Raw genomic sequence first — 21,104 nt, 5'->3', positions numbered from 1 at the left:
CTGCTGACAGCCGGTCTGCCCACCCGATCAAGCAGCGGTCAACGTCCGCTCATGCCGCCGACCGTGCGCGCTGTCTCAGCACACCGGTCACGCTGAGTGCCCGTCAGTCTCGGCGCTGTTGCTTCGGAGACGCGCCGAAGCGACGCGCCAAGACGCCAGCCGACTACCGGAGACCGGGGAGCAGCGTGGGAGCAGGCGGGTGCGCTGAACGGCCCTGAACCGCGCCCAACGGCATCGAATGGCATTCAACTGCACCCACCACGACCTGCGGGTTCTCGTTCTTGCAGGTCAGAGTCGGCGCAGCGTCCCGCTTCACACCGAAGAGGTCACTGGTTCGATCACAGTATCGCCGGCCATCGATAACTGTCTCTTGCCATGCGCTCTACACCGGTGTAGGAAAAGTAGTGCGCTGGTGTGAATGGACTGTCGCGGCTGTCGGGAAGGTTTCGGTGGCCGATCTCGATGGTGAGGCGCGTGCCTTCGACGCGGGAGGCCTTGACGCTCTGAGAGGAGCAGCAACGCGATGGCACACAGCAGTGGCCCCCGAGTGACCAGCCTTGTCGCAGCCGCGGCTTTGGTGGTGTCAGTCATCGCGACCGCCCCGGCGGCTGCCGCGACCGACACGTGGCATTCGAACGACGACGTCTATCACTACTTCAAGGTGCCGCAGTCGCAGGTCAGCAGCATCGTCGGCGGAACGCCGGCAACGCTCGAGCTGGAGGCGAACATCGGCCCGAGCGGCACCTGGTCGGCGCTCGCGCTCGACCCGAGCGGCTCGGACTACACCGCGAACGTCGGTCCGCTCGAGCCCGGGCTGTACTACTACCAGTACACGGCGACCATGCAGGACAGGTCGAAGGTGTCCTTCCGCCAGCCTGGCAGCCCGGTGGCGGTGACGTCGAAGCCGAACTGGAACACCTTCTTCGTGCCGGGTGAGTCGGTCGCGTGGATGGACGACATCGCTGCGGGCGGGACGGTGGAGGAACTGTCCTACCCGAGCGCAGCGGCGGCGGAGGACCGCACCGCCTTGGTGTGGACGCCGCCCGGCTACGACTCCGCCCGGGCCGAGGCGTACCCGGTCCTGTACCTGCTGAGCAGCGAGGGTCAGACCGCTCGTGAGTGGCTGGAACTCGGCCGGGCGAAGCAGATCCTCGACAACCTGGTTGCAGGCGGGGACGCCAAGCCGATGGTGGTCGTAATGGCTGACGCCAATTCCGCCGACCCCCGCGCCGAGTTGCTCAACGCCATCGTCCCCGCAGCACGGGCCGGCTACAACATCTCGTCCCGGCCCAAGAGCCAGGCGCTGGCCGGTGTCGACACGGGTGCCGAGCAGGCGATCAGCATCCTCCGCAGCGATCCCGGCTCATTCGCCTACGTCGGCTCCTTCTCCGGCTCTGTCGACGGCCCGATCACCAGGGCGGAGGCCAAGGCGATCAACAAGGGCACCAAACTGCTCCGGGTGTACGTCGGCAACACGCTCGATCCGTCCTACAACGACAACTACGACCTGCTGGTAAACCTGAAGAAGCCCGGAGTGAAGTTCGAGTTCGACGGCGTCAATCCCGACGACGGCGCCACCTGGGACGCGTGGCGGGAGAACCTGCGAGACTTCGCCGCTCGGCTCTTCGGACAGAAGGGCGTCCGCCATGGCGCCAGCAAGGGACACCGCGCGCTGACCCGGCCGTACGAGCCCCCAGCGGCCGGGTCGATCACGACCCCGCACATCGACCCGCACGGCATCGTCACGTTCGAGACCGGCACTCAGTGGGCTGGCGCCAAGGACGTCACGATCTGGGGCAACTGGGCTCCGAATGGCCAATGGTTCCGGATCCCGATGAACAAGCAGCCCGACGGCCGCTGGCGAATGACGATCGGACCGCTCGACGGCTACCACTACTACCGGTACGTGGTCGACGGCGTCGACATGAAGGACCCGGCCGACACCGTCAACACCCACGTGATGGAGTCGCAGCTTTTCGTGCCGGGTAAGTCCGATGCGATGCTGGCCGATGTCCCCGAGGGCAGGGGCGGCACGGTCTCGCTGATGACCTACGACGGAGGCCAGGGCGCAGAGCGCTACGCGTACGTCTGGACGCCGCCAGGCTACGATGCCGACCGCGAAGCTGCCTACCCCGTGCTGTACCTGTACCACGGCGGGGGCCAGAACTACGGCAGCTGGCTCGAAACCGGGCGGGCCAAGCAGATTCTCGACAACAGCTACCTCAACGGGACAATGGTGCCGATGGTCGTGGTCATGCCCGACCAGAACGGCGTCGACTTCTGGACCGACCTCAGCCAGCACGTGATGCCAACCGCGGCGGAGAAGTACAACATCTCGACTGATCCGGATGAGCAGGCGCTCGCCGGCCTGTCGTGGGGAGGCATGAACACCCTCGGCACCTGGCTCGGCCACCCGGGCGAGTTCGCGTACGTCGGTGTCTTCTCGGGGTTCCTGTTCTCCTACCCCAGCGGCGTCGACGCCGAGGCGGTCAACGAAGGCACCAAGCTGGCACGGCTGTACTCCGGTGACGTCGACTTCACGTACACGTTCACCCAGAACACGATGCAGTGGCTGACCTCCCAGGGCATCGACTACGAGTACGCCGGCACCTGGGTCGGACCGCATGGCTTCGACATCTGGATGGCGAATCTGATCGACTTCGTGCCGCGGATCTTCGCGCCCGAGTACCGGTTCGGCGGGGTGCGGCCACCGCTGGCCGGCGACGGCTCCGACCTCGTCAAAGCCGGACACCCCGTGCCGGTCAAGTTCACCCTGACCGACGCAGACGGCGAGGCGGTCACCGAGGCGCGGCCGCGCCTCTACCTCGTGAAGAAGACCGACGGTGTGGCCGGCAACCGCGTTCCGGCCACACCTGTCCAGAAGCGGGCGGACAACACCGCACGCTACAGCGCCGCAAGAAATCAGTACGTCTTCCACTGGGACACCACCGGGCTCGCCCCGGGTGCCTACGAGTTGCAGATCGACCCGGTCCGCGGCGCCGTTCACGCCATCGCCCTGACCGTCAACTGACCTCGCGTCACGCGGCCGGCGCGCCCGCATCGGGCGGGCCGGCCGCTGCGTCCTGGGGTTGTGAATGGTGCAGTCTTATACGCTGGCCGACGAATCGACGACCGGCGGGGAGGGGCTGTGGCACGCAAGACCAACAGGTCGGCGACGATGCGCGACGTCGCCCGACTCGCCGGGGTGTCGATCAAGACGGTGTCCAATATCCTCAACGGCTATCAGTACGTGCGTCCGGAAACCCGCGAGCGGGTGGACGACGCGATCCGTGAGCTGGGCTACCACGTGAATGTGTCGGCGCGGAACCTGAGCCGAGGCCGGACCGGGGCGATCGCTTTGGTGCTGCCGTCGCTGCGCGTTGTGTACTTCGCCGAACTTGCGGACGCCGTCATGCGAGAGGCATCCAGGCGAGGCCTGACCGTCTTCATCGAGCAGACCAACGCCGAGCGCGACCGCGAGTTGCGGGTACTGGACGGCAGCTACCGGTCACGCTTCGACGGCGTGCTGTACTCCCCGCTCGCGCTGGGCCAGAAAGACCTCCCGCTGTTCGACGTCGACTTCCCCCTCGTGCTCCTGGGTGAGCGGGTGTTCGATGGCGGCCTCGACCACGTCACGATGAGCAACGTCGAGGGAGCACGTGCGGCGACCGAGCACGTGCTGGGCCAGGGTGCGACCACGGTAGTTCCCCTGGGAGTCAAGGACGACCCATCGCCGAGCAGCGGAACGCTGCGGTTCCAGGGCTTCCGGGACGCCCTCCAGTCACGAGGGTTCGACGTCGACCCACGTGCGATCATCGGAGTACCCGACTATTTCCACTCCACCGGCGCCACGACGATCGCTCGCATCCTTGACAGCGGCGTCAAGCCCGACGCGGTTGTGGCGTTCGCCGACACACTCGCGCTGGGTGCGCTCGCCGCCTTTCAGGACCGCGGCCTACGGGTTCCCGAGGACATCCTGCTGATCGGCTTCGACAACATCGACGAAGCGAACTACTCCCGACCTCCGCTGAGCACCATCGACCCCGGACGCGACGTGATCGCACACCAGGCAGTCGCCCTGTTGGAAGAGCGGATCCAGCTCCAGTTCGACGGTGTGCCGCGAGAGGAACAGCCGGCGCCCCGGAGGATGGTCGTCGACTTCGAACTGATCCAGAGGCAGTCGACGCTGCGCTGAGGCCGACCTGGGAAACGTGAGTCCCTGGTTGGCAGTGCGCGAACCAACTCGGCCAGATGCCCAGTGGGGCGGGGGAAAGGCGTACTTGCGGTGCGGGTCGGCGGCCGCGACCAACTCCTCCGGACGACTGCGGATATCTTGGGCAGCGCGGACTGAGGGGGTTGTTGTCGTGGGGGAAGTGGTGTGGCTGGGTCGGTACCCGGTCAAGTCCATGTGTGGCGAGGGCCTTGTCGAGGCGCGCCTGGACGCCTCGGGCGTCGTGGGTGATCGCCGCTGTGCCCTGATCGACGAGGAGACCGGCTTGGTCGCCAGCGCGAAGAACCCTCGTAGGTGGCGCGCCCTGCTCTCGATGGCCGCCCGTCACGAGCCGGATGGCCGGGTGGTCGTCACCGCCCCCGACGGCGAGCAGATCCACACCGGCGCACCCACCGCCAACTCCGCATTGTCGCGAGTCCTGGGACGACCCGTACGGCTGGCCGACACCCTCCCGCAAGACGCGAGCATGGAACGGCTGACCCCGCCGACCGAGCCCGGTGCCGGAACGCTGACCCGCAGCGGCCTCGCGGCCGGCACCCCCGGCAACACCTTCGTCGACTTCGCCGCCGTCCACGTGATCACGACCGCCACCTTGGACGCCTTGGCCCGGCGGCACCCCGGCGGCCGAATGGACCCGCGACGTTTCCGTCCGAACATCGTGGTGCGCATGGACGACCCCGCACCCTTCGCGGAGAACACCTGGCAGGACCAGACCATGACCGTCGCCGCCCACGTCGAGATCCGCATCGTCGCACCCACCCCGCGCTGCGCGGTGCCCACCCTCGCGCAAGGCGCCGACCTGCCCGACGACCCAGTTGTGCTACGCACAGCCGCACGGCTCAACCGGGTATCGGTCTTCGACCTCGGCAAACTGACCTGCGTCGGCGCCTACGGCGCTGTCCAACGCGAGGGTCTACTGCGGATTGGCGACCGCATCATGATCGCTGCTTGACCGGGCCAGACCTGGCAACGCCGGAATCGGTGTCACGATGAGCTTGGTGCCGGACATGCAGTAGACGTGAGCTCTGAGGACCGGTTTCGGCGCATCTACGCCGGCAACTTCCAAGCGCTTCTCGCGTACGCGTCACGTCGTGTTGAGCAGCCGGACGACGCCGCCGACGTGGTCGCGGAGACCTTTCTGGTGGCGTGGCGGCGGAGCGCCCACCTGCCCTGCGACGACGAGATCCGGCTGTGGCTGTACGGGGTGGCCCGCCGAGTGTTGGCGAACCACCACCGCAGCGTGAACCGCCGGGAGCGGTTGGGTGAGCGGCTCCGGCAGTGCCTGACAGCGGTTTACCCACCCGATCCGGGCAGTGAGGTGCCGCAGCGGCTTGCCGTGCGGGCCGCGTTGCGCCGGCTGAACGACACGGACCGGGAGATGTTGCTGCTCACCGTGTGGGAGGGCCTGCAGCCCCGGGAGGCGGCGCAGGTGGTCGGGGTGAGCCCGGCCGCGGCCCGGACCCGCCTGTCGCGAGCGCGGGCCCGGCTGCGCGAACTCGTCGGTGACGACCCTGACGCACCCGGACATGTACTCGATGTCCTGGCCGTACCCGTCCCGAAGGAGGGCAGATGACCGACGACCACCTCGACCGCCTGGTTCGAGACGCCGACCCCTATCGACCTGAGATCATCCAGCGCCTCGATGGGGCGGATCAGCATCTCCTGGAGGAGATCATGTCCACCCCGAAACTCGACTCGGTGCCGACGAGACCGCCGCGCCGTACCCTCGTCCGTCAACTCGCCGGCGCCACGGCCGTTGCGGCGGCCGTGGCCGGCACCATCATCGCCGCCTCGACGCTATGGTCCGCGCAGCCCGACGACGTGTACGCCGGACCGACCGGCCTGCCCGACGCGGGCACGGCGGCGATCAGCGGGTGGGAACTCGACCTGAAGGCTGCGCAGGAGCATCCGCGCCTGCTCATTGATGAGCCGGGCTGGAAAGCGACTAGCGTCTACGGGTTCGCCGAGGAGGAGGGCACCATCGAATTCCGCAACGGCGACCGCAGCCTGCAGATGAACTGGTACCCGGACGAGCAGTACCAGGACTACTACGACGACCGGCTGCAGGTAAGCGAACCGGAGGTGACCACCGTGGCGGGCCGGCCGGCCAGCATCTTCACATACAGCAAGAGCGACATGTCTGCCATGCTCAAGCCGCAGGACGGCACGTTCGTCGAGTTGCGCACGGGGGGCAACTGGACGCGGGCCGCCTTCGACGGGATCCTCACCCACGTGATCAAGGTGGATGCCAAGTCGTTCCTGAAGGCGCTGCCGCCGGAGATCGTCACGCCGGGCGACGTCCGCGAGGAAGCCGCCAAGATTCTCGCCGACATGCCGCCCCCGCCGGGCTTCGACGTGTCGGTACTGGACAACGCCGGGGCCAACGACCCGTACCAGTTCGGCGCCGCAGTGGCCGGCAGGGTCACCTGCGACTGGATCGCCGAGTGGGTCCGGGCTGACTCCGCCGGCGACGAACAGGCGGTCAAGCAGGCCGCAGCCGCGTTGCGCAGCAGCCACCAGTGGAAGGTGCTGCACGACATGAACGACGAGGGGACTACCCCGAGGTCGTCTGGGAGATCGCCGACAAGGTCGCCGACGGTGATGTCCCGAAGTGGTACAAGGACGGCCTGGGCTGCTGACCCATGGACGTGTGCAGGCCGGGAGCTCGTTACCGGAAGGTTCGGTGACGAGCTTCTTGGCTGTCACCCCTCAACCTTCTCCCGCTGCGCCGAGCGCCGCCGGTCAACCGAGTCGGCGCTTCAATCCTTCCTCACAGCGGACACGTCGACGCAGAGGATTCCCTTGTTGCCGTCCTGGTCGGCGATCACGGTGAGCGAGGGCGCGTTGCTGTCATCGACGACGGTCCCGCCCGCGGCGAGGACGGCGGCGATCCGTTGCTCGGCCACCTCGGGCGCCACATAGACCTCGATGTGGAACCGCTGACGTGGGGGCTTGTGCTCGTCGGCGTCCCCGAACCAGAGGTTCGGTACCCGTCCCGTAGCGTCCCTGATTTCGTCGCTGGGAGACCCGCGTCCCTGGGACTCCGCGCTGCCGGTCAGCAGGGCGGCCCACACCGGTGCGATGGTCGCGGAGCGCGCCGTGTCGAGGCCGAGCTCGAAGTCGCTGACCGAGGCCGGGTCGGCGTTGACCTTGTGGTCGGCGGCGATCTCGGTGATCCGGCGCGCGAGGTCGACGTCCTGCTGGGTCACCCATTCGACGACATGCTCGGTGCCCTCGTCGTCGCGGAAGATGGCATCGTCGCTGACCAACTTGAGGTCGACGTACCCAGCACCGATCGACACGCGCGGGTGGTGGCCGAGCGCGTCGCCCGCCTCGCCCACCGCGGCGACGAACCGTACGCCGGTGCCGAAGTCGTCGACCAGGTAGCGGGCATGCAGTCCCTGGGCCAGCTTGCGCCAATCAGTGAGGTTGGCCTCGGCGATCTGTGCACCCCTCAGCATGTCCATGGGGTGGGACTCTATGGCTGATTCAGTCCGCAGCGCTAGCGCGACGAGATGAGGCAAGCACCAGCAACCTCCGCTCTGTGCCGCCGTCGGGCGTCACAGCGCGTGACGGGAGGACGGCGGTGACACGCAACTCAACCCCGCACCTGTACGACCGCCGGCAGGCGACCCGCCGTAACCGCAGTCCTGCGCAACACCGACATCGGCTTCCACCGCGGCAACGGCGAAACCGACACCGCCGGAGCCGCCGACGCGCCGATCGCCACCCCGCGACCACATCCCCACCGTGACCAGCAGTTATCCAACTACGCAATGCTTCCGACGCGCTGGTGTTTGACTGCGAAAAGAATCGGGAGGACGACCAGCATGTGACATCGGCCTTGCCAACAGTGGCCTCCATGGATACGTTGGCCGCGTAGCACCACGGTTTAACACGGGGGAACAGTGGATCAGAGGTTGGAAAAGACGCTGCAGCATGCCCGAAATCGAATAGCTGCGGGCGAGGCAATCGGCGGGTGGATTTCCGGCAGCATTCCTGCTGGGTTGGGAAATCCTCGGTCCGATGTGGACCTGTTCCTGTTGCATACCGGCAGCGATGATCCGCCCGTCGAGCAGATTATCGACGGGGCGGTGCGCATCGACGTGGAGTATCGGCGGCCGAGCGAGATCGACCGACTGCTCGACGGGCTGGCCGGGGTGCCGGGCGATCGGACCGAAGGCCTCGATCGGGTGCCGTCGTTGGCCCGGCTCGATGACGCCGCCCGACTGTTCAACGCACTGCCGGTCGACGACGAACTGGGCCGGGCGTACGTCGAACGGATCCAGGCGGGCGAGGATGCCCTCCGCCGATGCCGCATTCTGCGGGCGACCTCCATCTGCGCCAGCAAGAGCGAAGACGTGCGGGGCGCGCGGGAAGCCGGAGATCGGCGGCAGGAGCTGGAGATATCCGGCCGGTTGCTGCTCGAGTCGGTCGAGGCGTACCTGGCCGGATGCGGCGAGTACTACGTCGGGCACAAGTGGGTCTTCGCGAAGCTACGTCGCACCGCGCACCACGAACCGCTGCTGCGACGGCTGGACGCCCTACTCTTCGACGTCGGGCTGGAGGACGCGGAGACTGTCGACGCGCGGGTGTCCCTGGCGCAGCAGCTACTGGCCGTCGCCTTCACTCTCGGGTGGCAGCGGCCGCAGGCTGCCGAGTGGGCGGCTCATCTGCCGGTCCGGGCAGGAGCAGACGTTCGTCGACTCGACCCGCAGTGGGTGCCGATCCGCTACGGCAGCGTCGTATTGATGGAAGGCCTGGACAAGAACGTCCACGTTCAGTTGACCCCGCAGGGCCTACTGCTCTGGGCACTCGCGGCCGCGATTCCGGCGACTGACCTTTATCCCGTGTTCCTCAAGGCGATGTCGATTTTCTCCGATGAGTTGCCCACGGAGGGCGATGTCGAAGAATACCTTTCCCAGCTTGTTGTGCGCGGGCTCCTCCTGCCTGGCTGACGCGATCTATCGCGGCAATTCCTGATTTCCGGCGCCATTCGGCGTGCGGATGAACCTGCCTAGTAATGGAGAGGAGGAAACATGGGCACGATCGTTGTGGTCGAGGCTGTCAAGGTCGTCACCGCCTGATCTGGCTGTTCCCCGGGGTCCGTTCCAGCAACGGACCCCGGGGACAACCCAACCCGGAGTACACCATGGTCAACAGTCCTGCCCGGCCGGTGGCCAGGACGCTCCCGCCTCAGGCCCGCACCATCATCGCGGGCTTCGGGGTCTCCTACCTCGGCACGGGCCTCATCATGCCCATCAACGTCATCTACCTGAGCGATGTCGCGCACCTCGCAGCAGCGGTCGTGGCGGCGTTCTACCTGTTGCTGCCTGCCTTCGGCTTGCTCGGGGAGTCTTCGGTGGCCGACTGGTGGACCAGGTCGGGGCGCGACAGGTCGGGACGGTGGGCTTCGCGCTTCAGGGGCTCGGCTGGCTGATGGTGCCGATGTCCTCCGGGATCGCGTGGGTGTGTGGGGCCGCCATCGTGGCGGGACTTGGCGCCGGTGCCGCCGCCACGGCGCTGCGGTCGCAGCTGAGCCTGGTCTGCCCACCCCACCTGCGGGGCCGGGCCTTCGCCGTCCGCAACCTCGCGGTGAATATCGGCGCCGCCGTCGGCGCCCTGGCCGTGGCGGCCCTCGCCGCCCGCCACGCGGTTCCCTACACCGCCCTCTACGTTCTCAACGCGCTCTCGTTCTGGGCGTTCGGGCTGGTGATGTGGCGGCTGACCCGACAGCCGGCAGCCGCGTCGCCGTCACCACCGGCACCAGGCGATCGAGTCAACCTGCTGGGTCTGCCGGGACTGGTCGCCGGACTGACCGGGCACCTGTTGGTCTTCGCGGGCGGACTGGCTCTCGTCGAGTCGGTGTTTCCGCTGATCTTGCATGACCTGCTCACCCAGCCCATCGCCGTCGTCGGGGCCGCGATCGCCGCGTCGACCGTCACCGCCGTGCTCGTGCAACTCCCCGTCGAGCGGCTGCTTCGGCCCTCGTCGGCGCGGGTCCGTTTCGCCTGGCACAGCGGCTGCTGGGCGGTAGCCTGGCTGCTGGGGGCCGTCGCCGGCGCCTCAACCGGTGTCGTGCGTACGATCCTCGTCTTCACGATGATGGTCTTCTTCTCGACCGGAGCCTGCATCTACCACGCAGCGTTCCAGCCCCACCTCTCCCTCGTCGTTCCCGACGAGCGCCTCGGTACCGCGAACGGCCTGGTCTCGATCGCGTTCAATGCCGGCACCATCCTCGGCGCCTCAGGCTTCGTGCTGCTCCTCGCGGTGCTCTCCCACCCGTGGCACGCCTTCGCTGTGCTCGGCATGATCGCTGCCGCCTCGGCCATCGCCCTGCAGCGGTTCGCGGCGTCCGGAAGGCCGGCGACGTGAGCGCCGAGGAAGGACACTGCCTCGCCGTCGACATCGGCGGCAGCACCTGGTCGGTGGCCTCCGGGCCAGGGCCGATCCCACTGGTGCTGGGTAGGGGCACCACCACCGACGATCCGGAGGCAACGCTCGCCGCCCTCGCCGCGGCGGTACCGATCCGGTCCAGTCGGAGAAGTCTGGGCTGCGCCTTCGCCGGTGCGGTCGACGGTGACGGCCGAGTGACTGGCTGGCCGAACCGACCCGCCTGGTGCGGCTTTCCCCTCGGCCAGCGGCTGCGCTCCGCTCTCGACGTCACCGAGCTGTATATCGACGACGACGGGTTCGCCGCTGCCAGAGGAGAGGCTCAGCTCGGTGCGGGTCGGCATCACGACGATCTCCTCGTGGTGACCCTCGGCACCGGAATAGGCGGCGCGGTGGTGGTGGATCGGACCGTACGCCGGCCCGTCGACACCGACGGGAGGACACTCGGGCACCTCCGTGCGCTGTCATCGGCGGCCCGGTGCCGCTGCGGACGTACCGGATGCCTGCAGACCGCGCTCGCGACGCTGCCGGCTCCCGGGACCGCGCCGTTGCACTGGCCGGAGGGTCGGCGGGCGTTCGACGTGCTCGCCGACCTGGCGGCGGTCCTCGGGCTGCGGGCCGCCGTCGTGTGCGGCGGGTTGATGATGCGGCGGGACGTACGGACCGCCGTCGTGAGCTGGCTGGACGCGCGGGGTGTGGAGTGCCTGGTGCCCCCGAGGCCCGCGGACTCATCACTGTTGGGTGCCCTGGTCCGGGAGGGTGCCCGATGAAGACCCTGATCGTGTTCGACCTGGACGGGACCGTGGTGGACTCCGAGGCTGCGGCGGCGGCGGCCTTCGCCGAGGCGTTCCGCGAACGCGGCGGGATCGGTGAGCCCCCGGTGGAGTCTTTTCTGGCCATGGCCGGCACGCCGTTCGAGCAGATCTGTCTCGCACTCGGTCTTCCCGTCGGCATGCCCGCCGCCTTCCGCCAGGCGTCCCGCCGCCGTCTGCACCTGGTACGCACCTTTCCGGGTATGGCCGAACTCGTCGAGGCGCTGGTCCGGCGCGGGGTGCTCACCGCCATCCTCACCGGAAAGGACCGTCCCCGAACGGTGGAGACCCTCGGCCGCCTCCACCTGGACCACCTGTTCGCCCAGGTCGTCACGCCGGACGATCCTCCCGCTGGCAAGCCGTCCGGAGACGGCGTGCGCTGGCTGCGCCGGTCGTTGGGCGCGAACCGCGTCGTCATGGTCGGCGACTCCCCGGTGGACATCCGGGCCGGCGCTGCCGGCGGCGCCCGTACTGTGGCCTGTCTCTGGGGCGCGGGCAGCCCGACGGCGTTGGCGGCCGCCGAACCAGACCACATCGTGGCTACTCCCGCCGCGCTCAGCGATTTCCTGCTGGAATTCGTCACGCCCCGGCATTCGCCGGAAGTACCCACGCAGTCGGTGAGGATGATCGCATGAGCGCAGTATGGGCCCAGGTTCCCGGATCGAAGTCACTGACCAACCGTGCCCTCGCCATAGCGGCTATGGCCGATGGAGTGACCGAACTCGACGACCCGCTGGTGAGCGATGACACCACGGCGTTCGCCAACGCGCTGGTGGCCCTCGGCGTGCCGGTCGAACGGCAAGCCCGCCGGTGGATCGTGACCGGTATGGGGGAGGCGCCGCGATTGAGGTCCGGCGGCGTCTGGTGCGAGGACGCCGGCACGGCGGCCCGTTTCCTGCCACCGGTGGCCGCGGCCGGCGGCGGTGCCTTCGACTTCGACGGCACCGATCAACTGCGGGCCCGTCCGCTCCGTCCGCTGATCGACGCGCTGCGCGCACTGGGCGCGACGGTTGAGCCCGCCGGTGACGGCGGGGGACTGCCGTTCCGCCTCGTCTCGGACGGACTCAAGGGCGGCGAACTCGTGCTGGCCAGCCGGACCAGCAGCCAGTACCTCAGCGGACTGCTCATGGCGGGACCGCTGATGGCGAACCCGCTCACGGTGGTCGCGCCGGAGCTGGTCAGCCGGCCGTACATCGACATGACGATCGCCCTGATGGCCCGCTTCGGGGTCCGGGTCACCGAGTCCGGGCCGGACCGCTTCACCGTTCACCCCGGTCGGTACGTCGGCACCCGGTACCACGTGGAGCCCGACGCCTCCACCGCTTCGTACGTCTTCGCGGCGGCTGCCGTCACCGGAGCAGAGGTGTCGGTGGATGGGCTCGGCAGCGCCAGCCTCCAGGGCGACCGTCAGTTCGTCGACGTGCTGTCCCAGGCGGGCGCCGAGGTGACGGTGGAGAGCGACCGGGTGACCGTGCGGGGACCGCGGCAGCTACGCGGGGGGTTCACGGTCGACATGGGTCCGATCTCAGACACCTTCATGACCCTCGCCGCCATCGCGCCACTCGCCGACGCGCCGATTCGCATCACCGGCGTGGGCCACGCCCGGCTCAAGGAGTCCGACCGGATCGACGCGATGGCGCAGAACCTCGCCGCGTGTGGGGTACCGGTGCGGACGGGACCAGACTGGATCGAGATCTCCCCGACGGACCCGTCTCCGGCCCTCATCCACTGCCGGCGGGACCACCGCATCGCCATGTCGTTCTCCGTGCTCGGGCTGCGGGTCCCTGGTCTGGTCCTCGACGATCCGGCTTGTGTGTCGAAGACCTTTCCCGGTTTCCACGCCGAGCTGGCCAGGCTGTTCGGTGGCGATGGGTGAGATGACGAGGTGGCGGCCGTGAGACACCACGTCCTGCTGCTCGGCGCCGGAGCGATCGCGCAGCGGGTGCACCTGCCGTTCCTGGCCGGCGCCGGGGTGGTGCGTCGGCTGTCGGTCTCCGACGTCGATCCGGCGGTTGCCCGGGCCGCTGCGGACCGCTTCGGAGCGCGCGTGCACGTCGGGCCGCTGGAGGAGTGCCCGGCAAACGTGGTGTGGATCTGCACACCTGCCCACACCCACGCCGAACTCGCGCTACGAGCACTGCGCTCCGGCTGCGACGTCGTGGTGGAAAAGCCGTTGGCGCTGCGCGCCTCCGACGCCGAGGCGGTCGCGCGGACAGCCCGGGAAACCGGCCGGCGGGTGTCGGTCTGCCACAGCCCGCGCTACCGGTCAGACGTGGAACTGCTGCTGCACACCGCCCGTGGCGGGCAACTCGGTGAGCTGCGCCACCTGTCACTGCGCTGGTCCCGACGCCGTGGCGTTCCGGCCACGCCGGGAGGCCGCTCGGTCGGCGTGGTCTGGGATCTCGGTAGCCACCTGGTGAATCTGGCCGCGGGCGTCCTCGACCGTCTGCCCGGCGAGGTGCGCGCCACCGCGCACACCCCGGTCAACGACGAGAGGCACACCGCCGGCTGGTACGGCGGGGAACGGACTCGCGTCCCCTTCGACGTCCCCTTCTTCGCGGCCTTCACCGGGTCGGTGGTGCCCCGGACAGGTCCGCTGCTGGATGTCGCCGCGTCGTGGACCGCCCCGACCGGCGTCGACCTGGTGGAGGTGGACGTGGTGGGCAGCCAGGCGCGAGCCACGCTGCGGACGGTGTTCGGATTCAGTCCCGACCGCGGACGGTTCACCGGTCCACCACTGACGCTCACCGACCTGCTCAGCGGCCGGTCCCATCCGCTCGACGTGGATCAACTCGTCGAGCCTGTGGAGTACGTCCGTCAGTTGGAGCGTGCCCTCGACCTCAACATCGACCCCGCGGTCGATCTCGCGCACGCGGTGGAAACCGTGGCCGTCTGCGAGGCGCTCGCCAGTGCCGCGACCGTCGGTGCCGAACCGATCCCCACTTCCCCTAGGACCCCGCAACCGTGAAGAAAGCGATGGCCTTCGAGCCGATCAGGACCAGTCCATATCCCGCCTGGCCCCGCACCGACCCCGCCGTGGAGGACGCGGTGCTGACCGTGGCCCGCAGCGGTCACTGGTGGCAGTCCGGGGGCGGTGCGGCGGAACGCCTGGAGGAAGCCCTCGCGGCCGAATTCGGCGTCGCTGGCGCGGTGGCCGTCGGCAACGGCACCGTCGCCCTCGAACTGGCTCTCGCCGCCCTGGGCGTCAGTGCCGATGACGAGGTGCTCGTCCCGGCCACCACATTTGTCTCGACCGCCTCGGCCGTGCACCGTCTCGGCGCCCGTCCGGTCCCCGTCGACGTGTGCCCGCGGACGCTGACTGTCGACATCGACGCAGCCGGCACGGCGGTCGGCCCACGGACCCGTGCCATGGTGGTGGTTCACCTGGCCGGGCACGCGGCCGACCTGCCCGCCGCACGCCGATTCTGCGACGCCCAGGGGATCGCCCTGGTGGAGGACAGCGCGCAGGCCGTCACGGCGGAGTGGGCAGGCACCCGGGTGGGCACCATCGGGGACCTGGCGACGCTCAGCTTCCAGGCCGCGAAGCTGCTGCCCGGTGGGGATGGCGGAGCGGTGTTGGCCACCCGTGACGGCGCACTGGCGGAGCGGGTGGCCAGGATGGCCAACTGCGGTCGACGCCGAGGTTCAGCGCTTTACGATCATCACCTTCCGGCCACCAACGCCCGGATCAGCGAGTTCAACGCCGCCGTCGTGTTGGCGCACCTGACGCAGTACGAGCACCTGGCGCAGGCCAGGAGGACAGGTGCGCAGCGTCTGCTCTCCGCCATGCCACCCGGGACGGTGCTGGCGCCGGACCCGCGGACGACCTGTCACGACTGGTACATGGTCCTGCTGAACATCCCGGACGACCTGTACGAGCGTGGCCTGACCAACAGGTATCTCGTCGCCTGCCTCGACGAGATGGGCATACCCGCGCAGGTGCTCTATCCGTTCTGGCCGGACCTCCCAGGGTTCGCCATGAGGGAGGACCGACACGCCGAGCGGTGCGTCGTGGCCCGTCGCGTCACCGACCGGGTCGCCTGGCTGCACCACCGGCTGCTCCTCGATCCGGACTTCCCCGAGGACCTCGGCCGCGCCTGGGCGCGGATCGCGGCGGCGCACGCGGACGCCATCCCCGCCGTTTCCGGTAGGGGCGCGTGAACAGATTCCGGATGGAGCACCTGGTCCGCGAGGTCCGCGTGGTGCCGCGCACACCTGAATACCACTGGTACGAGATCGACCTGGACCGGCGGCACGTGCCGACCCCTGCGACCGGAACGTTCGTGATCGGCGCCACCCGCCGATCGGATGCCACGGCAGTCTGCCAGCGGCTCGTCGGTGACGAGGCGGTCACCCATGTGCAGTTCGAAGCCACAGCCCCGGACGCCGCGAGTCAATGTGCGGTCATCCGATCCACCAACCGGGAGCCCATTCCCGCCGTCCACCTCGCCCGGCCACCGGCATCGCCCGACGAGCTCCACACGTGCGCGATGCGGCTGACCGAACTCGGTACCTCAATCATCAAGATTGTCTATCCGTGCCCATCCCAGCGACATCTGCGCGCCGGTCTGGATCTGTTGGAGCGATGGCCGACCGGGCTGCCTGGTCTGTCGTTGACGCCGGACGGCGGACGCCAGGCCCGCGTGGCTGCGGCGCTGGCCGGTTCCCGGCTCGTGTACGCCCCTCGTCAGGCGAGCCGCGAACGGATGTCGGCGAGCTGGTACCGGCGGCTGCTGATCGAGGGCGGATCCGACCCAGGAGTGGCGACGTGGACGACAAGCGACTAGCGCTGGTCATGCTGAAGCCCGACGCGGTACGGCAGCAGCTGACCGGCCCGGTGCTGCGCTGGCTGGCCGCCAGAGGATTCGAGCCGGTCGGGTTCCGGCAGTTCCTGCTCTCCGCCGAGGGCCGGGCCGACCTCTACCGCACGACCCGTGTCGGTGGTCGGCTCGACTGGCAGCTCAATGCCGTCCTGTACACCCTCGGACCGGTGCAGAGTCTCCTGCTGCGCGGCCCGGCCGGCGACCTGCCGGCGGCGAGCCTTGTGTCCGGACGCCTCAAGGGCGACTTCCGGCCGTCCCGCGCGCAGTCAGGCACCATGCGGGCGGATCTTGGTGCGTTGAACCCCATCTTCAACCTGGTGCACTCCGCGGACGATCCGGCGAGCGTTCGGCGGGAGTCCCGCGTCCTCTTCGGTGACGATCCTGTCTTCGATGAGGCTGGGCTGTCGGCCGCCGCCTCTCGGTCACCCGCTCCGTTCCCCTTGTGGAGCATCGTCGCCGACGTGCTGCAACGGTGGGCGGCGGAAGCGGGCGTGGCCGAGGCGGCGCTGGCGCGGATGGACTGGCCGGCGGACTCGGCTGGCCCGCGGCATGACGCGTTGCGGGTGGTGACCCGCACGCTCGAGGAGATCGCGGCCGCGTCGGCGCCGGGCACGGCCCGGTTCCTGACCGGGATCCGCACGGGCGAGACGACGTGGGACGGATGGCGGGCCCGGACCAGGACCGGCGACGACCCATGGCCCTCCTACCTCACGTACACCACCCTGCGCTACCTCGATCTTTGTTTGGAGACCCCGTGACAGACAGCGCCGCAGCACGGCCCACCGACGTCGTCGTGGTGGGTGCCGGAATCCTCGGCCTCATGGTCACCCGGGCGCTCGCCGCCACCGGCCGCACGGTCACCTGTGTCGGGCCTGACCACCGGTTCCCTGGTACGGCCTCATCCGCGGCGGGCGCCATGCTGGGCACCATCGGAGAGGTCACCGGAGACGACATGGCCGCCGTCGACGCCGTCGAACTCGACTTCAGAGCCACCGCGGCGAGGATGTGGCCCGGAATAATCGAGGAGCTGGCCGGCGTCGGCGGGGCGGTTCGGTACGGAACAGGCACCATGATGGTCGCGAATCTCGTGAACGAGAGCGATCGTGCCAACCTGGCCACCGCTTACGCCGCGGCCGTGAAGGTCGGGATCCCGGCCGAGCAGGTCGATCCGCAGGAGGTTCCCGGCCTGCGCCCCGCGCGGGGATACGAGGCGGTCGGCGCCATGTTCCTGCCGACCGAGGGGTGGCTCGACACCGTCGACCTGCTCGACCGGCTGCGTGCCGGTCTCGCAGCCGATCCGCGCGTGACCCTGTTGACCACGCAGGTGGTCGGCCTCACGCCTGGCCCGAACCCGGTCGTACGGCTCTCCGACGGCACCACGGTGAGCGCGGGCGACGTCGTCCTGGCCGCCGGGGTGGGCTGTCGTGATCTGCTCGCCCAACTGGACGGACCTGCGGTGGCCCTGCCCCAGTTGCTACCCGGCAAGGGAATCAGCCTGGAGCTGGCCGAGGCGCCCACCGACTTCCCCTACGTCGTACGGACGCCAAACCGGGACTTCGCCTGCGGTACGCACGTCGTGCCCCGCCCGGACGGTCGGGTGTACCTGGGAGCGACGAATCGGGTCTCGGCGACCCCCGGCGCGGCCGAGGGCGTCACACCCGGTGAGATGCACGCCCTGCTGCACAGCGCGATCCACGAGGTGAACGTGGGTTTTCGGACCTCCCGTATCACCTCCATGACCTACGGGCTGAGGCCGCTGACAAGCGATCACAAGCCGCTCATCGGGGCAACCGGGCATGACGGGGTCCACATCGCCACCGGGACCTACCGCAACGGCATCCTGATGGCGCCGCTGATCGCCGACCTGATCACCGCAGAGCTCAGGGAGCGCCGGCCGGCACCAGACAATCCGTACCATCCGTTGGCGCCCGGGCGCCGAGGCGCCGGCGATGCCAACGCCGCGTTCGTCGAAGGAATACGGCATCTGACCTCGTTCCTGCTGGAGCCCGGCGGACACCTGCCGTACGACCGCCAGCGGGAACTCCGGTCGTTTCTCACCACCCTCGGTGCGATGGCACTTTCCGGCCCGTCGGATCCGCTGCGCGAACGACTGTCGGCGCTGCTCGCGGAACATCCCATCGCCGAGATGGTTCCCCAATTCTTCTACGAGGTCATCGACGATGGACGGCGCTGACCTCCCGGCCACGACCGACGGTGACGGAGTGCTGAACCTGCACGGGGGCCGGTCTCTGCGGCACCTTGCCCGGATGCGGTCGGGCCGGTCGAGCCTTGTCCTCAGCGGCGTCGAGCCACACAGCGGTCGCCGACTCATCGTCAAGATCGCCCGGTCGTCGGCGCACCGGTTGGCGACGGAGGCACAGACCTTGGCCGCCATCTCCACCTGCGGAGTACCGGTGCCCAGGCCTGTCGGACTCGACACCGTCACCCTGGGCAACCGCGACGCGCCATGCCTGGTGCTGACCTGGTGTCCGGGGCATCGGCCGCAGACACTTCCGGCAGTGATCCGATTCGGCACCGCCCTGGCGCGGCTGTCCCGGCACGCCGCCTGTTGCCCGCATCTGCCGAAACTCTCCGCGACCGAGGTCCTCGCGCAACACAACGAGGCGGTGGACGTCCTGGCGGAGGCGCTACCGGCCAGCCTGCGCCGTCGCCTCCGGGCCGTCTCGGTCGGACCGGCCCCCTCCGGGCTTCTCCACGGTGACCCGGGGCCGGACAACTTCCTGAACACACCGGACGGCGGCACGCTCATCGACTTGGAGCGTGCCGCCGTCGGCCCGCTGTCGCTCGACCTGGCCCGCGCGCAGGCCGCGTTCGAGTTGGCCGAGACCTCACCTGAGCCGGCGCTGCTGTCCGCCCTCGGTGTGACCTATCGACGGCTGGTGCCGCTGCCGGTTCGTCCTTCCGACGGTTGGTGGACGATCGCGGCGACGCAGCTGCTGCGCTGGCGATGGGATCAGCGCCATCGCTCGGACGTACCGAACTGGGGATTCGCGGCGAATCGGATCGAGCGACGACTGGCTCAGGAGCAGGCATGCTGATCGAGGTGCTCGGCGTTGACGGCGCCGGAAAGACCACGCTCATCGACGCGGCCCGCCGCCGGCTGCAACAAGATGGCAGCATGCGCGCCTACGAGCGGAGCATACGCAGCGAGTCCCGAAATCTCATCGAGGGGCTTCAACTCGCCGTCCCGGAGGCCGACTTCAGCGCGCGGGACCAGGAGCTGGCCGTCCTGCTCGATGCCGTCCGAGAGGCACACGGCTCGCTGCACGCCTACCGGGGTAGCCCGGTCAGCCACGTGTTCGTCACCGGATATCGCACGGCACTGTTCGCCAGGCTGCGGGCGAGAGGTCTTGACGACGACGCCGGTCTCCGGGCGTTGGTTGGACACATTCCCCGAGCCGACGTCGGAGTGCTTGTGGACGCACCACCGGCCGTCGCGCTCGAACGAATCCGGCGACGGCAGAAAGGTGACCAGGTCCTGTCGTTTCCGGACCCACTCGCTGAGATCGAACGGCGTGCCGCCGCCGCACGTTGGGCCGCCCTACGGGAGGCCTGCCTACGTCTTGACGGCACCCGTCCGGTCGACGCGCTCACGTCGCAACTGCTGGCGGCGGTCTCCGGCCCACGCTGACGAGCGGAGCCGCAGCAGGAACACGCCGCCGGCGAGAATGACCAGGGCGTGAAACGTGGCGACCACCGGAAGGGGGGAGAGGCGTTCCAGCAGCACCGCGCTGGCCAGCATGCCGACACCGAAGCCGAACGTCTCGACGGTGGCGGACAGGCCGAACATCCGCCCCCGCACGGCCTCGGGGGCCGCCTGCAACCGTGAGGTGTACGCCAGTTCGGTGACGCCGTCGGCCAGGCCGGCGGCCAGGGCACACAGCACGAACAGCGGTGCGGGTGCTCCGGTGAACGACGCGGTGAACGCCAGCGACATCACGCACGCCGCGACGGCGAACGCCTGTTCATCCAGGGACCGGCCGGTACGCCGGAGCCAGAGTCCGACAAGCCAGTGCGTCGAGAGCATGCCCATGCCCCAGGCCGTCCAGAACTGGCTGAGCGTCGTCGCGGGGTTGCCGGGATCGGTGCTGCTGGCGAGGATCGGCAGAGCCACGTTGTGCGATGCGGAGCCCCACGCGTCCACGCCGCGCAGCAGCACCATGCCGGCCAGGACCGGCGCGCCGGCCAGCAGTATCCGCAGGCCGCGTAATCCCGCCGGGACGTGCTCGGCGCGTCCGGGCGTCGCGCTCGCTTCGGCGGTCTTCAACGACACCGGCAGGCAGGCCAGGACAATCGCGGACACCAGGAAGCTACCGGCGTTGACGACGAACGCGGCCAGGAAGCCGAAGCCGCCGATCATCGGCCCCGCCGAGGCGAACCCGAGCACCATCGCCACCGACCTGCCGATGATCAGATGGCCGTTTCCGCGCATCCGCTCCGCGGTGCCGACCAGGTCGGGAACGCTCGTCCGGAGCGCTACCGTGAAGACGGTGTTGCCGGCGCCGAGCACCACCGCAACCGGGTACAGCACCAGCACGTGCACGGTGGCGGGCGTGACCAGCAGCAGGACCATCGACAGGGCCTGCGCGAGGTCCGTGACGATCATGACGGTGCGCCGGTCGAGCCGGCTGACCAGCCCGCCGGCCACCGGACCCGCCAGGAAGCCCGCACTCAGCCGGACCGCCATCAGCAGACCCATCTGCAGCGAACTGCCGGTCAGGTGGTAGGCGTACAGGCTCAGGGCCACCAGGTTGACGTAGTTGCCGAAGGTGGAGACCGCGTAGCCGGAGACGAAGAACGCGAAGGATCGCGGCAACCGAGGCC

The 21,104-nt window shown here is 69.2% G+C and carries 19 protein-coding genes; 17 read left to right on the top strand and 2 right to left on the bottom strand.

The genetic code is table 11. From position 1 onward, the window contains the following. Nucleotides 1-523 precede the first annotated feature (523 nt). From CLT74_RS13445 to CLT74_RS13430, 4 genes are all read left to right on the top strand, one after another. Nucleotides 524-3,031 carry an alpha/beta hydrolase-fold protein gene (locus CLT74_RS13445; protein ID WP_099846837.1) on the top strand — a complete coding sequence of 836 codons (2,508 nt, stop codon included), beginning with the start codon at nt 524-526 and terminating at the stop codon, nt 3,029-3,031. A gap of 117 nt (nt 3,032-3,148) precedes the next feature. Then, nucleotides 3,149-4,195, top strand: a complete 1,047-nt coding sequence (locus CLT74_RS13440; RefSeq protein WP_199172183.1) for a LacI family DNA-binding transcriptional regulator — start codon at nt 3,149-3,151, stop codon at nt 4,193-4,195. A gap of 169 nt (nt 4,196-4,364) precedes the next feature. Continuing rightward, nucleotides 4,365-5,183 (top strand): MOSC domain-containing protein, encoded by an 819-nt coding sequence (locus tag CLT74_RS13435; protein ID WP_143697156.1) that lies wholly within the window; start codon nt 4,365-4,367, stop codon nt 5,181-5,183. A gap of 66 nt (nt 5,184-5,249) precedes the next feature. Next, entirely contained in the window at nt 5,250-5,804 is a 555-nt protein-coding gene (locus CLT74_RS13430) for an RNA polymerase sigma factor (RefSeq protein WP_099846835.1), read from the top strand. Nucleotides 5,805-6,990: 1,186 nt separating this feature from the next. Here CLT74_RS13430 and CLT74_RS13420 read toward each other — a convergent pair. After that, nucleotides 6,991-7,755: a VOC family protein gene (locus CLT74_RS13420; RefSeq protein WP_199172182.1), complete on the bottom strand. Its 765-nt coding sequence runs from the start codon at nt 7,753-7,755 to the stop codon at nt 6,991-6,993. Between the two features lie 396 nt (nt 7,756-8,151). On the opposite strand from CLT74_RS13420, the gene CLT74_RS13415 reads away from it, so the two are divergent. The 13 genes from CLT74_RS13415 (at nt 8,152) to CLT74_RS13360 (ending at nt 19,911) form a co-directional block, all read left to right on the top strand. Then, on the top strand, nt 8,152-9,189 hold the full coding sequence (locus CLT74_RS13415) for a hypothetical protein (protein WP_143697155.1): 1,038 nt from the start codon (nt 8,152-8,154) through the stop codon (nt 9,187-9,189). Nucleotides 9,190-9,383: 194 nt separating this feature from the next. After that, nucleotides 9,384-9,671, top strand: coding sequence for a hypothetical protein (locus CLT74_RS30465; RefSeq protein ID WP_158240261.1), 288 nt, complete (start codon nt 9,384-9,386; stop codon nt 9,669-9,671). Further along, nucleotides 9,638-10,606 (top strand): MFS transporter, encoded by a 969-nt coding sequence (locus CLT74_RS13410; protein WP_486582298.1) that lies wholly within the window; start codon nt 9,638-9,640, stop codon nt 10,604-10,606. The genes CLT74_RS30465 and CLT74_RS13410 overlap by 34 nt, the downstream gene beginning before the upstream one ends. Next, on the top strand, nt 10,603-11,394 hold the full coding sequence (locus CLT74_RS13405; protein WP_158240259.1) for an ROK family protein: 792 nt from the start codon (nt 10,603-10,605) through the stop codon (nt 11,392-11,394). Before CLT74_RS13410 ends, CLT74_RS13405 begins: the two co-directional genes overlap by 4 nt. Then, nucleotides 11,391-12,071, top strand: a complete 681-nt coding sequence (locus CLT74_RS13400; protein ID WP_158240258.1) for an HAD family hydrolase — start codon at nt 11,391-11,393, stop codon at nt 12,069-12,071. The genes CLT74_RS13405 and CLT74_RS13400 overlap by 4 nt, the downstream gene beginning before the upstream one ends. After that, nucleotides 12,068-13,312, top strand: a complete 1,245-nt coding sequence (aroA, locus tag CLT74_RS13395) for a 3-phosphoshikimate 1-carboxyvinyltransferase (protein ID WP_099846828.1) — start codon at nt 12,068-12,070, stop codon at nt 13,310-13,312. The genes CLT74_RS13400 and aroA overlap by 4 nt, the downstream gene beginning before the upstream one ends. Before the next feature lie 18 nt (nt 13,313-13,330). Further along, nucleotides 13,331-14,404 (top strand): Gfo/Idh/MocA family protein, encoded by a 1,074-nt coding sequence (locus CLT74_RS13390; RefSeq protein ID WP_158240257.1) that lies wholly within the window; start codon nt 13,331-13,333, stop codon nt 14,402-14,404. Then, nucleotides 14,401-15,597 (top strand): aminotransferase class I/II-fold pyridoxal phosphate-dependent enzyme, encoded by a 1,197-nt coding sequence (locus CLT74_RS13385; protein ID WP_099846826.1) that lies wholly within the window; start codon nt 14,401-14,403, stop codon nt 15,595-15,597. Before CLT74_RS13390 ends, CLT74_RS13385 begins: the two co-directional genes overlap by 4 nt. Further along, nucleotides 15,594-16,223 (top strand): hypothetical protein, encoded by a 630-nt coding sequence (locus CLT74_RS13380; protein WP_143697154.1) that lies wholly within the window; start codon nt 15,594-15,596, stop codon nt 16,221-16,223. Before CLT74_RS13385 ends, CLT74_RS13380 begins: the two co-directional genes overlap by 4 nt. Continuing rightward, the gene (locus CLT74_RS13375) at nt 16,205-17,017 is read left to right on the top strand and encodes a nucleoside-diphosphate kinase (protein WP_099846824.1); all 813 of its coding nucleotides are present in this window, start codon (nt 16,205-16,207) and stop codon (nt 17,015-17,017) included. The genes CLT74_RS13380 and CLT74_RS13375 overlap by 19 nt, the downstream gene beginning before the upstream one ends. Further along, nucleotides 17,014-18,453, top strand: a complete 1,440-nt coding sequence (locus CLT74_RS13370) for an FAD-dependent oxidoreductase (RefSeq protein WP_158240255.1) — start codon at nt 17,014-17,016, stop codon at nt 18,451-18,453. Before CLT74_RS13375 ends, CLT74_RS13370 begins: the two co-directional genes overlap by 4 nt. Further along, nucleotides 18,440-19,318, top strand: a complete 879-nt coding sequence (locus tag CLT74_RS13365) for a phosphotransferase (protein WP_099846822.1) — start codon at nt 18,440-18,442, stop codon at nt 19,316-19,318. Before CLT74_RS13370 ends, CLT74_RS13365 begins: the two co-directional genes overlap by 14 nt. Further along, nucleotides 19,312-19,911: a hypothetical protein gene (locus CLT74_RS13360; protein ID WP_158240254.1), complete on the top strand. Its 600-nt coding sequence runs from the start codon at nt 19,312-19,314 to the stop codon at nt 19,909-19,911. The genes CLT74_RS13365 and CLT74_RS13360 overlap by 7 nt, the downstream gene beginning before the upstream one ends. On the opposite strand, the gene CLT74_RS13355 is transcribed toward CLT74_RS13360, so the two are convergent. Beyond that, complete coding sequence (locus CLT74_RS13355; protein ID WP_099846820.1) at nt 19,837-21,096, bottom strand: MFS transporter; 1,260 nt, start codon at nt 21,094-21,096, stop codon at nt 19,837-19,839. The genes CLT74_RS13360 and CLT74_RS13355 overlap by 75 nt on opposite strands. Nucleotides 21,097-21,104 lie beyond the last annotated feature (8 nt).

Source organism: Verrucosispora sp. CNZ293 (assembly GCF_002754655.1).
Note: the sequence above shows the minus strand (reverse complement) of the source record. Positions and strands in the feature narration are given on the sequence as shown.